This window comes from Psychrilyobacter sp. (assembly GCF_049671765.1).
GTDB lineage: Bacteria > Fusobacteriota > Fusobacteriia > Fusobacteriales > Fusobacteriaceae > Psychrilyobacter.
This window is the reverse complement of record NZ_JBATVM010000100.1, coordinates 1-12,990: the sequence shown is the minus strand read 5'-3', so window position 1 is coordinate 12,990 and position 12,990 is coordinate 1. Positions and strand designations below refer to the sequence as shown.

10 protein-coding genes are annotated in these 12,990 nt (G+C 28.6%); all 10 read left to right on the top strand.

The window, feature by feature from the left end; translation table 11 throughout:
* Window positions 1-113: 113 nt before the first annotated feature.
* The 10 genes from WBG30_RS04975 to WBG30_RS04930 all read left to right on the top strand — a co-directional run bounded on the left by WBG30_RS04975 (window position 114) and on the right by WBG30_RS04930 (window position 12,732).
* Window positions 114-1,061 (top strand): ABC transporter permease, encoded by a 948-nt coding sequence (locus tag WBG30_RS04975; RefSeq protein WP_424503538.1) that lies wholly within the window; start codon window positions 114-116, stop codon window positions 1,059-1,061.
* Window positions 1,062-1,161: 100 nt separating this feature from the next.
* Window positions 1,162-2,031 (top strand): ABC transporter permease, encoded by an 870-nt coding sequence (locus tag WBG30_RS04970; RefSeq protein WP_424503540.1) that lies wholly within the window; start codon window positions 1,162-1,164, stop codon window positions 2,029-2,031.
* 29 nt (window positions 2,032-2,060) lie between these two features.
* Window positions 2,061-3,032 (top strand): ABC transporter ATP-binding protein, encoded by a 972-nt coding sequence (locus WBG30_RS04965; protein WP_424503539.1) that lies wholly within the window; start codon window positions 2,061-2,063, stop codon window positions 3,030-3,032.
* Window positions 3,033-3,051: 19 nt separating this feature from the next.
* Window positions 3,052-4,038 carry an ABC transporter ATP-binding protein gene (locus WBG30_RS04960; protein WP_424503537.1) on the top strand — a complete coding sequence of 329 codons (987 nt, stop codon included), beginning with the start codon at window positions 3,052-3,054 and terminating at the stop codon, window positions 4,036-4,038.
* 55 nt (window positions 4,039-4,093) lie between these two features.
* Complete coding sequence (locus WBG30_RS04955) at window positions 4,094-4,504, top strand: hypothetical protein (RefSeq protein ID WP_424503536.1); 411 nt, start codon at window positions 4,094-4,096, stop codon at window positions 4,502-4,504.
* Between the two features lie 14 nt (window positions 4,505-4,518).
* Window positions 4,519-6,171 (top strand): ABC transporter substrate-binding protein, encoded by a 1,653-nt coding sequence (locus WBG30_RS04950; RefSeq protein WP_424503535.1) that lies wholly within the window; start codon window positions 4,519-4,521, stop codon window positions 6,169-6,171.
* Window positions 6,172-6,680: 509 nt separating this feature from the next.
* Window positions 6,681-8,114, top strand: coding sequence for an alanine/glycine:cation symporter family protein (locus tag WBG30_RS04945; RefSeq protein WP_424503534.1), 1,434 nt, complete (start codon window positions 6,681-6,683; stop codon window positions 8,112-8,114).
* A gap of 221 nt (window positions 8,115-8,335) precedes the next feature.
* On the top strand, window positions 8,336-9,259 hold the full coding sequence (locus WBG30_RS04940; protein WP_424503533.1) for a diguanylate cyclase: 924 nt from the start codon (window positions 8,336-8,338) through the stop codon (window positions 9,257-9,259).
* A gap of 73 nt (window positions 9,260-9,332) precedes the next feature.
* The gene (locus tag WBG30_RS04935; RefSeq protein ID WP_424503532.1) at window positions 9,333-12,080 is read left to right on the top strand and encodes a P-loop NTPase fold protein; all 2,748 of its coding nucleotides are present in this window, start codon (window positions 9,333-9,335) and stop codon (window positions 12,078-12,080) included.
* Window positions 12,081-12,210: 130 nt separating this feature from the next.
* The gene (locus WBG30_RS04930; protein ID WP_424503531.1) at window positions 12,211-12,732 is read left to right on the top strand and encodes a transposase; all 522 of its coding nucleotides are present in this window, start codon (window positions 12,211-12,213) and stop codon (window positions 12,730-12,732) included.
* Window positions 12,733-12,990 lie beyond the last annotated feature (258 nt).

Sequence of the window (12,990 nt, the reverse complement as noted above, 5' to 3'; positions counted from 1 at the left end):
GTCTAATTTAGTATGTAAAATTCGAAATAAGAACGCTTTGTCAAATTTTTTTGAAACAAAATATTTTAATATTATTATATTAAAAAATACTTTAAACAACAAGAGGTAAAAAAATGAAACAAAATTTATTATTACGTTACATAATAAAAAGGTTACTAATGCTAATCCCTGTTATTCTAGGAGTAGTATTTATAGTTTTTTTTATTTTATCAATTTCACCAAATGATCCAGCAGCGAATATATTAGGTGAATATGCTTCAAAAGATGAGATTATATCATTTAGAAGTAAATATGGTCTTGATAAACCATTTATTTTTCAATATTTAAATTTTTTAAAGGGATTAGTAACATTTAACTTAGGTGAATCCTTCAGAGGAAATGTTAAAGTTTTTGATGAAATAATATTAAGGTTTCCAGCTACATTAACGTTAACTATTATTTCAATGATTGTAGCAGTAATAATTGCTATTCCAGCAGGAATAATATCAGCAGCAAAACAATACTCTGCGTTTGATAACATTAGTATGGTTACTGCTTTATTAGGGATTTCTATACCTAATTTTTGGTTAGGATTAATGTTGATATTATTTTTTTCAGTAAAGTTACAATGGCTACCATCTATATATCAAATGGGAAATTTAAGGAGTTATATTATGCCTGCTATAGTACTGGGAACTGCTTTATCAGCAAGTACTGCGAGAATGACTAGATCTTCGATGTTAGAAGTCATAAGGCAAGACTATATTACCACTGCAAGGTCTAAAGGGCTACCTGAAAAGACAGTAATTTTAAAACATGCATTAAAAAATGCATTAATACCAATTATAACTGTTGTAGGACTTCAATTTGCAGGAATGTTAGGTGGATCTGCTATAACTGAAAAAGTTTTTGCTTGGCCTGGCTTAGGGTCTAGAATAATCGATGCACAAAATGACTTTGATATTCCTTTAATATTAGGAGGAGTTGTTTATATAGCAATTGTTATTAGTGTTGTTAATTTAATTGTTGATTTATTGTATGCAGTGGTGGACCCTAAAATAAGATCAAGATATAAGGGGTAAATCTATATAAAATAATAAAAAGGAAGTGATTATCATGAACATTACTTCTATGACAGGAAATACTGAACCAGATAACCTGATCAGAGGGATAATAAAAAAAATGAAAAAGGATGAAATAAACGATACAAAGCAAAATGGATTATGGAAAAATATAATGATTCGATTAATGAGAAATAAATTAGCTATAATAGGACTTTATTATATTATATTTTTAATTTTATTATCCTTGTTTGCTACTTTTTTCTTAGATTATTCAAAAGCAATAGACGTCAATGGTCTAAATAGACTGCAAACGCCAAGTTTAGAACATCCGTTTGGAACTGATGCGCTAGGAAGAGACGTAATGAGTAGAATAATATTTGGTGCTAGAATATCAATTATAGTAGGATTGGTTTCTACTACTACAGCTATACTTATTGGTGGTTCTTTAGGAGCAATATCTGGATATTATGGTGGGAAATTTGATAACGTTATAATGAGAGTTATAGATATGTTATCTGCGATACCAGGAATTTTATTAGCTATAGCTATAATTGCATCTCTTGGTGCTAATATTTTTACATTAATAATTGCACTAAGTATCGGTGGCATTGCAGGATATGCAAGAACTGTTAGAGCATCTGTTCTTGAAATAAGACATCAGGAATATATTGAAGCTATCATGGTTTGTGGTGCTTCTGATTTACGAATAATCCTTTTACATATTATTCCAAATTCTTTAGCTCCTGTAATAGTAAGAGCTACTTTAGGTGTAGGAACAGCAGTAATATCTACAGCAAGTTTAAGTTATCTTGGATTAGGAGTACAACCTCCTACACCTGAATGGGGAAGAATTCTAGCAGAAGGGCAACAGTACGTCCAGCGGCCATACCTTACAATTATTCCAGGGTTAGCAATAGTATCAATAGTTCTAGCATTTAATTTTTTTGGTGATGGATTAAGAGATGCATTGGATCCAAAATTAAAATAAGGGGTTATCAAATTATGTCAGAAAATATAATTAAAAATAAAAAAGTATTAGATATTAAAAATTTAAAAGTTGAATATAAAGTAGAAAAAAAAATAATTAACGCACTTAACGGACTAGACTTAGAAATTTATGAAGGAGAAACATTAGGATTAGTAGGAGAAACAGGAGCAGGGAAAACTACAACTGCAATGTCAATTATGCAATTAATACCGTCTCCTCCAGGAAAAATAGTAAAAGGAAGTATTAACTTTGTAGGTGAAGACTTAATGAAAGTATCTGAGTCAAGAAAAAGAGAAATTAGAGGTAATGAAATTTCCATGATATTTCAAGACCCAATGACAGCTTTAAACCCTAGAATGACAGTAGGAGAACAAATAGAGGAGGTAATTAGTTATCATAGAAAAGTAAGCTCTAAACAGGCTAGAAAAGAAGCGGAAAGAATGCTAGAAATTGTAGGGATAAAGAAAGAAAGGGCTATAAGCTATCCACATCAGTTTTCTGGTGGAATGAAACAAAGAGTAGTTATTGCAATAGCTCTAGCTTGTCAACCTAAATTGCTAATAGCGGATGAACCGACGACTGCACTAGACGTTACTATTCAAGCTCAAATGTTAAAAATGATACAAGAACTGAAAATAGAGTATAAAACATCGGTCTTGATGATTACTCATGATCTAGGAGTTGTAGCGAGAACTTGTGATAAAGTGGCTATAATGTATGCTGGAGAAGTTGTAGAATATGGAACTTTAAAGGCTATTTTTAAACAAACTAAGCATCCATATACAAAGGGGCTATTTGATTCAATTCCTTCAATCAGTAGTCAAGTTAATAGATTAAGTCCTATAATGGGAGAAGCGCCAGACCCTAGTAACTTACCTGTAGGTTGTAAATTTTCTCCAAGATGTTCTAGGTGTCAAGATATTTGTGTAAAAGAAGATCCTAAAGTTACCATAAATAGTGAATATCATCAATTTAGATGTCACTTTCCATTAAATAAATAAGTATGAGAGGTATGAACATATGAGTGAACCATTAATAAAAGTAAGAGGATTAAAGAAGTATTTTTCAACTCCAGAAGGAATGTTGCACGCAGTAGATGGAGTAACATTTGATTTAGAGAAGGGGAAGACGCTAGGGATTGTAGGGGAATCAGGATGTGGTAAATCTACAACTGGGAGAGCAATATTACAAGTCTATCCTGTAACAGCTGGAGAAGTAATTATAGACGGTGTCGATGTTACAAAATTAAAAGGCAAGGAGTTAAGAAAATATAGAAAACAAATGCAAATGATATTTCAAGACCCTTATGCATCACTTAATCCAAGAAAAAATATTTACCAAACAATAGAAGAGCCATTAATTATACATAACCTTTACCCAGACAAAGAAAAAAGAAAAAAAAGGGTTAGAGAATTAATGAAATTAGTAGGATTAGCTGAAAGGTTAGAAAATACTTATCCTCATGAATTAGATGGAGGAAGGAGACAAAGGGCAGTTATTGCAAGAGCTCTTTCTATTGATCCACAATTTATAATTTGTGATGAGCCAGTTTCAGCTTTAGATGTTTCTATCCAAGCTCAAATACTTAATTTATTACAAGATTTACAAGAAAAATTAGGGTTAACATTTATATTTATAACTCATGACTTATCAGTAGTTAAACATATTTCTCATGATATTCTTGTTATGTATTTAGGTAAAATTGTTGAAAAAGCAAAATCGGATAGTTTATTTGAAAAGCCAATACATCCATATACAATAGCTCTATTATCTGCGATACCAGTACCTGATATCGATTATATAAATAAAGAAATTTTATTGGAAGGAGAAATCACCTCTCCAGTAAACCCTAAACAAAATTGCCTTTTTTCAGGAAGATGTCAATTTTCAATAAAAAAATGTAAAAATGAAATTCCTAAGTTAGAGGACATCGGTCCAAATCATAGTGTAGCATGCCATAGACATAAAGAAATTTTAGAAGGGACTTTGTCTTATGGAAGCTTTTAAAAGAATTTTATTATATTTGTTATTAATATTTTTTATAACGAAAACAAATAGTAAGTTGTTTTACATATTATTACTATTATTGATTTTATCTCTAACTGTAGACAGGATTTCTAAAAAATATTATATATTATTATTAGGAGTTTCAGTATTAGTCATGCAAATATTTAATTTATATGAAAATTCTAAAGAAGTTTTTTTAGTTATAGGAATAATCGGATTTTTATCAAAAAAATATTTTGTGAAAATTTTAAAAGTTAAGGATAAATTAACAGAAGCGTCTAAAAAAAACAGTTATCAAATATGGGGTTATACCATTGTTATGTCTATGGAAAGTATTGGTATATACGGGTTTTTAGGGTATAACTATTTTTTGTATAATGAATCAGCTATAGGGTTATTAAAAGTTTTATTTTTAGGTGTATTGTATAATTACTCACAAAGTGATTTTGTAATAAAAGATAATTAAACTAGGAGGGAATAATGAAAAAAAGAAAAAGCGGTATTTTTTTAATTTTAGCTTTAATGTTCGTAGGTCTATTTGTAGGATGTGGTAAATCAGAAAAAAAAGATGAAGGGCCATCTATAAAACCATTAAATATATTAGCTATGAGCTCTAACATAACATTAGCACAGGTTGTTCAGTCACAGCTAAAGAAAGTAGGAATATCTAGTAAAATAACAGAAAAAAAAGATTATAGTACTTACTTAGACGATCTTGTTAATGGAAGTTTCGACATAACAGCAGCAGGATGGACAACGGTAACCGGAAACCCTGATTACGCAGTAATGTCATTATTTCATACAAATGGCGACTATAATAGATATGGTTTAGCTGATAAAGAATTAGATATGAACTTAGAACTTGGAAGGACTGCAAAAATAGGAAGTTCTCAGTTTAAAGAAGCATATAAAAATGTAGAAAAAATTATTAATGAAAAAGCTTATATAGTTCCTTTATATGCGGGACAAAGAACTTTAGGGACATCTAAAGATTTAGAAGGGGTAATTTTAGCAAAATCAAGAAGTTTTATATTGGAAAAATTAAAGTGGTCTAAGGAATCTGGAAAATCTGACGAAACTGACCCTGTTTATATTAGGCATACTACAGTAGCTCTAACATCTTTAGACCCTATAAAAGCTAATGATGGTACAGTATTTTCTATCAATACTAACCTTTATTCAAGATTAGTTAATTTAGATCCTAACGACCAGATCGTATCAGGATTAGCTAGTTCTTGGTACTCTAATGATCAAACTAATTTCTATTTCTCTATTCAAGAAAATGCAAAATTTAGTAATGGAGCTACTATTACACCAGAAGACATTAAATTCTCTTTGGATAGAGCAAAGGATAAAAATACTTTAGGAAATAGAGTTTATACAGTTCAAGGAAGTATGAAAAATATTGAAATTTTAGATAGAGATTTAGTTGATAAGGATATTATTGTAGAACTATCAAAAAATGGTACTGCAGTTTCAAAGAAAATTATAAAAATTGAAACAAAAGAAGCATATGGTCAATTATATAATATGTTAGCTCATACATCAGGTGGAATTGTGAGTAAAGACGCAATTGAAAAATTTGGAGATTCTTATGGCGACGTTAATAATATAAACTCTTTAGTTTCTAGTGGACCTTATGTGTTAGATGCATTAGACAAACAAAAAAATGAAATAAGATTTGTAAGAAATGAATATTATTATGATAAAGCAATTATTAAAAATATTATTTATAAAGTTATTCCTGATGCATCTGGATCAGTTTTGGCATTACAATCTGGAGATGTAAATTATATCTATACAATTCCTGAAGACTCAAGAGAATCAGTTGACGCAGGAGAAAAAACAAACTTAATAGCTAGAGCTTCCAATGGATTTACATATTTAGCATTTAATAACGGAGTAGGCGGACCTAGAGTTACAACTAACGAAGATTTTAGAAAAGCTATGTATTATGCTATCGATCCACAAGAAATTCTTACAATTGTTTTAAATGGTAATGGGAAAATAGGAGCATCTCCTTTATCTCCTGTAGTAGATGGAACTGGTAATGAAACTGGCTATAAAAGACCAAGCTATAATATTGAAAAAGCGAAAAAATATTTAGAAAAATATAAAGCAACTTTAAACTAAATTTTTTTAGAATTTTTTAAAATTTTGAGAAATTTTAAAAATTAATGTAAAACTTCTTATTTTGAATAGAATAGAGCTCTGAATCACAAAATTATATGTTTTAAAGACAATGTGATTTTTCATGGAATAAGTCTATCTAAAATTAAATGGTTAACGTGAAATATTAGTTATCTATATAGTTAATATAAAAATCTTATTTATAGGTAGTCCTTTGGACTGCCTATTTTTTTATTTGGATTCATTTATGTGATTTTAAACGAGAAAGAGAATCCAAATGTTTAAAAATAGAATTTTTTTAGTTTAATCTAAAAAAAACTAAAAAAAATTAGAAATAAACTAAAATTTATTTAAAAAATATCTATTCTATACCCTGTTAAATATAGAGTGTTACAATTAATAGTTTTTTCATATATATAACCAATAAAAACTATATATAAGATATATTGACAAAGTTATTTATATATATTATACTAATGGGATTAAAAAATAAATTTGGGAGGATATTAGTTATGGTAGATTTTTTAAACAACATTTTATGGTCATATGTATTGATAGTGGGTTTGATAGGAGTGGGAATTTATTTTTCCGTAAAGACAAAATTTGCTCAATTTAGAATGATAAAGGAAATGATAAGACTTTTAACAGAAGGAGCAACAAAAGGAGTAAAGGGGAACAAAGAGGAAAAGGGAATAACATCATTTCAAGCTTTTTGTATAAGTACAGCTTCTAGAGTAGGGACTGGAAATATGGCAGGAGTAGCACTAGCTATTGCAGCAGGAGGACCAGGAGCAGTATTCTGGATGTGGATGTTAGCACTTATTGGTTCTGCATCTGCTTTTGTAGAATCTACATTGGCACAATTATACAAGGTAAAGGATGGAGATGCATTTAGAGGTGGACCGGCATATTATATGGAGAAGGCTTTAAAAAATAGAAAATTAGGAATAGCATTTTCAATCTTAATCACAGTATGTTTTGGACTTATATTTAACTCGGTTCAATCAAATACAATTGCAATGGCATTTAATGGATCATTTGGAATAAGTAAAACTGTAATTGCTGTTACATTAGCAGTATTTACTGCCATTATAATATTTGGTGGAGTAAAGAGAATAGCTAGTTTTGTAGAAAAAGTAGTTCCTGTGATGGCAATATGTTATGTTGTTGTTGCAACAGTAGTTATAATTATGAATATCACTCAAGTACCGGCAGTATTTGGGATGATTATAGAAGGAGCGTTCAATTTTAAATCAGCAGCAGGAGGAGCATTAGGAGCAGCTCTTATGCAAGGTATAAAAAGAGGATTATTTTCTAATGAGGCAGGAATGGGTAGTGCTCCTAATGCGGCAGCTACAGCCACAGTATCTCATCCGGTAAAGCAAGGTTTAATTCAAGCATTGGGTGTATTTACAGATACAATCTTAATCTGTAGTGCAACTGCATTTATAATCTTATTATCAGGCTATCAATCACTTAGTGGTGATGGAATCCAAATGACACAATCAGCACTTAGTATGCACATAGGAAACTTTGGTGGAGTATTTATAGCTGTATGTATCTTCTTATTTGCATTCTCTTCAGTAATCGGGAACTATTATTATGGGGAAGCAAATATAGAATTTATGACTGATAATAGATTATGGTTACAAGGGTATAGAGCAGCAGTTGTTATGATGGTATTATTAGGAGGAATTGCAGGACTAAAAGTTGTATGGGGATTAGCAGATTTATTCATGGGATTAATGGCTATATTAAATCTATATGCAATTTTAAAATTAGGTCCAGTAGCATTTAGATTATTAGAAGATTATTCGGCTCAGAGAAAGCAAGGGCTTGATCCAATTTTAAGAGCTGAAACAGTGGCAGATTTAGATGGTGTAGAATGTTGGACTGGTTCTAAAACTGCTTTAAAAAAAGTAGAAAAAAAATTAAAAACTGTATAAAGATAGAAAAAAATTCATTCTCATAGTCATGAGGATGAATTTTTTAATTACTTTTTAATTATTTGTTCCTTGAAATTATCCTTCAATGCTATAATAGCTTGGATATCATAAAATAATATATCTTTCAAATTTAAATTAGAAAGGTTATATCAATCTATTCTTGTTAAAAATAATGAATATTAAGAAAAAATATTTTAATATTTATTTAAGGAGGAAATAAGTTGGATATAGAAAAAATAAAAAAATCTGAAAATTTTATCGAAGTTCTCATGGATAATCTTCAGACCAATATAATGGTAGTAAATAAAGATATAAAGATAGAATCTGTGAATGCTTTTCTTAAAAATATGCTCTATAAAGATTTAAAAGAGGTAGAAGGAGTAAAATATGGGAATGCCATTGGGTGTTATCACGCCGTGGAAGAAAGGAAAAATTGTGGAGAGACTAGTTTTTGCAACAGTTGTAATCTCAGAAAAACTATAACTTCTACACTTATTAAAAAATCAAATTACTCAGAAAAGGTTCTTTCTAGAGAATTTTATATAAATGATATAAAAACAAAAAAATATTTTCTCTATTCTTGTAAACACATTAGATTTTATAATGCAGATATGGCTCTTCTTATAATGAACGATGTAACAAAGTTAGAAGAAAGTAGGAGAAATATGGAAAAAATGGCCTTAACGGATTCTTTAACTGGTCTTTTTAATAGAAGGTATCTCTTTGAATTTCTAGCAAATGAAAAAGTGCAAGAAAGTGGATTTTCTATTATCATGGGAGATATTGATCATTTTAAAAAAATAAATGATACTTATGGTCATCCTATTGGAGATATCGTATTAAAAAAAGTTTCTTATATATTAAAAAGCACAATAGGAGAAAAGGGAGTGATTGCTAGATTTGGAGGAGAAGAATTTATCATAGTCTTACCTAAGATGATGTCTAAAGAGGCTTATTTATGTGCAGAGCAATTGAGAACAAAAATAGAAAGGCTTCAAATAGATAAATATCCGTCGGGAACTACTATTAGTTTAGGAGTGGTACAATCAAAACCGGGGCAAAAAATAGATGAAATTATCAAAATTGCAGATGAACTTCTGTATTTAGCTAAAGAATCTGGAAGAAACATAACGAAAGTTAAATAATAGAGACTAAAGAAGGAAGATAAAAAATAAAGGGCAACCACAAGGGTTTGCCCGTACGTTGGGGGATGGAAAAATGAAAAAAATGAAGTGGATAAATTTTATATGTTATGTGTTGATAACATATATTTTGAGTAGTTTATATGGGATTATATTTAGATTGACAGTGCCAGAAATATTAAAATTTGAGTATTTGTTTAATTTGAATATTTTGTTTTTAGCTTTATTAATAATAGGATATTTATTATCAAATTATTTTAAAAGTATTAAAGAGGTTTTTGAATCAGGGGCAAAAAAAGCATCTTATGTTTTGGTTTTTATTTTAGGAGTAAATACTAATAATATTGCTTTGATTTACGCTGTGAGCATATGTTTAATAGGGGCAAATGCAGTTTTATTTGTTGAAAATAGACAAATAAAAAAGAATGAAAAAAACGATGAATCTAAAAAAGAGCTAGAACTCTATCCCTCAAGAAGAAACTTAATGGACGTTTTGAATCATGCCTTGGGAGAGTATAGTTTAATAGCCTTAGATGGTTCATGGGGAAGTGGGAAGACTACCTTTATGAATATCGTTATGAGAGAGAACAGGGAAAAATATTATTATATTCCAATAAATGTAATGTTATTTGAAAATAGAAATTCGCTAAAGACTGAATTTTTAAATCAATTGAAGGGTATCTTTAAGGAAGAAGGAATTTTTCAAGGGTCATTAATGGATTTCGATTATTATTTAGATGGTGTATCCAATGACTGGGTAAAAGTAGTAAAAAATATTATATTTTCTAAATCCAAATCTTTTAAAGAAGCCAATGAAAAGTTGAAAAGTGAGATTGGAAAGATAGAAAAAAGAATAGTTGTAGGAGTGGATAATTTAGAGAGAATCTACGGTAAATCTGAACCAGAGTGGAAGCAAATTCTAGGATTTATCAATGAATTACAGGAATTAGGGATAAAGATAGTTGTAATGGCGAATTTAGAAGAGATGCTGACGACCAAGAAAGAAACAGGAGAAAAAGATCTATCTAATTATGAATATTTTGATAAGTTTTACGAGTTTAAATTACAGTTAAATGAAGTAACTACTGAGGAGATAATAGATGAGGTAGAGATAAAAGAAAATGGTATAAAAATGAAAAAAGATGAGGTAGAAAAAACTAAAGAATGGTTGAAAGATGGATTTAAGTGGCTAACAGATGGTTTGAAACAAAAAGAAATAAAAATAAAACAAAAAAGGAAAGATATTACAGAAGGAGAGGTGGGCAAAAACCTAGCAGGGAATCCTTCAGTTGAAGAACGTGTGAAGCGAAAAATAGAGGTAGAGACAAAGGAGAAACCTTTATTAGAATTATTACAAAATTTGATGGAAAAATATTATAAAAATAGTAAAAACCCTAGAAAGGTAGAAAAAATAATTCAAGATATGAGGTTAAAAGAAAAAATAGAAGATATTCATAATTTTGAAAAAGGAGAATATAAAAAACTTATTTTTATAACTGCTATATTTCAGCAGTTTTATTTTGATTATTATTATCGTTTTAAAAGAGAAGGAGTGTTTATTTTTAATGATTTACTAGATGAAAGTGATATTTTATATAATGATTATCCAATAGAAGATATATTTTTAGATTTTATAAAGGTTTGCTTTAAGAATAATATTCAAGCTGTAAATAGACTTTTGTATTCTGAACCTGAAGATGAAAATGTAAAGAATAGGATAGAAAACTTAAATGACGATAGTGTGGTTACTGAAAATAGTTTAGGAAAATATTTAGAAAATATTAAAATATATTCTCAAAGATTAGATGGAACGGACATGAAAGTCACAAAGGAAAAATATACTATTATACAAAACAAATTGATTAGATTAGAAAAAATAAATAAAGAGAAAATTCATAATATAATAAAAGAAAATGAAGAGTTTATTTGTAAAATGAATTATTCATGTGATCCTAATAGTTATAAATTCTATAAGGAAAGCAGTTATAAATTTGATATAACAAAAATTATGAATCAATATGAATCAAGTTTAAAGAAGCTATTTATTATTTTAGAATATAAAAAAGAGATAGTTGAGGAAAAAGGTAGAATTCTATCTCTTGAAAAATTTCAAGAGATAGTTGGAGAATATTTAGCAGTTGATAAACTTGAGGTAAAACAATCAACTCCAAGTGAATTGGAAGAATTAAAAATGCAGATAAAAAATAAAAATCACCCTAAGTTTAAATTGAGAAAAAAGGTAGAGGAATCTATATCTAAAGATTTAATAAGTGTTTTAGATATTTTGAATGAAGAATTTGATAAAGTTGAAACTGTAGAAGAAGAATCTATTGAATCTAAAGTTCAAGATTGGAAGGATAAGGAAATTAATAAAAAAAATGAGATATTAAATGAGATGTGTTTATCTAATAATACAAAAGAACAAATAAATTTTAATGTAGAAAAATGTAAAAAAATATTGAAATTGCTGGAGGGGCTTTTAAAAGATGAAAATAATAGAGAAGTATTATTTTTTATGGATGATATAATATCAGGTTATAAAAATTATATTTTTAATACCGAAATAAAAGAGAGAATTACAAATTTTTATAAAAAACAAAATTCAAAAAATGGAATGAAGAAAATTATTCCAACAAAAGAAGAGTCGAAAGAAATAATAGAGTTTGTAAACGAAAGTCGAAAAAATGATCCGTGTTTAATAATTTTTGGTGATAATTATCCAAACGATAAAGATGTTGATGAGGCTCATACAATAAATTATTTAGAGAGAATTGGTATTATAAGAAATGAGAATGGGTTTGATTTGAAAGATAATTTTAAATAATTTTTAACAAAATCATGAATATTGATGCGGAATCAAATTTGGTGTAAGGGTAATTCATGAATTACCCGTACGGGAAAACCGAAGGCGAAACGAAATAACATTTTAAAACATTAAAATAAGGATGATAATTATGAGATATAATTGTAACCATGGAAGGAGAAGTATAAGATTAAAAAATTATGATTATAGTAAGAATGGAATGTATTTTATAACCATATGTACACAAAATAGAGAAAAAATATTTGGTGAAATAATTGATGAAAATATGATTTTAAATGATGTAGGGAAAATGGTGGAAGATGAATGGAAAAAATTAGAAACAGAAGATATCGATGTATCTAAATATTGCCTTATGCCAAATCATTTTCATGGGATTATAGAGATTAGAGTTAATGTAGGGGTAATTCATGAATTACCCTTACGAGAAAACAAAGAGGATATCAAATTACGTCGAAAGATGATGATTCCGAAGTTGATTGGAAAATTTAAAATGTTATCAGCAAGAAGAATAAATATATTAAATAACAATGTAGGGAAGGTTTGGCAAAGGAATTATTATGAGCATATAATTAGGGATGAAAAAGATTATGTGAGAATATCAGATTATATAAAGAATAATCCGAGGAATTGGAAGGAAGACAGATTTAATTAAAAATAATAGCAGAGATAATGTAAGGGTAATTCATGAATTACTCTTACGAGAAACCAAAGAGGGGACGAAATCACGTTGAAGGATTATGGTTTCCAAATTGATTAGTAAATTTTATATGTTATGTATTGTTAACATATTCTATGACATAATTATAGTTAAAGATGATAAAAATAGGAAAATTTATTTGAAAAAACAGGGAAATCCATTGGAGGAGAAAAAAAGTATCTAATAATGATAAAAATTATGCAATTTATTAGG

Excerpts from the sequence above, each read along its gene's own strand:
- WBG30_RS04975 (WP_424503538.1), top strand. The coding sequence starts at position 114 with ATGAAACAAAATTTATTATTACGTTACATAATAAAAAGGTTACTAATG.
- WBG30_RS04970 (WP_424503540.1), top strand. The coding sequence starts at position 1,162 with ATGAAAAAGGATGAAATAAACGATACAAAGCAAAATGGATTATGGAAA.
- WBG30_RS04960 (WP_424503537.1), top strand. The coding sequence starts at position 3,052 with ATGAGTGAACCATTAATAAAAGTAAGAGGATTAAAGAAGTATTTTTCA.
- WBG30_RS04950 (WP_424503535.1), top strand. The coding sequence starts at position 4,519 with ATGAAAAAAAGAAAAAGCGGTATTTTTTTAATTTTAGCTTTAATGTTC.
- WBG30_RS04945 (WP_424503534.1), top strand. The coding sequence starts at position 6,681 with ATGGTAGATTTTTTAAACAACATTTTATGGTCATATGTATTGATAGTG.
- WBG30_RS04935 (WP_424503532.1), top strand. The coding sequence starts at position 9,333 with ATGAAAAAAATGAAGTGGATAAATTTTATATGTTATGTGTTGATAACA.
- WBG30_RS04930 (WP_424503531.1), top strand. The coding sequence starts at position 12,211 with ATGAGATATAATTGTAACCATGGAAGGAGAAGTATAAGATTAAAAAAT.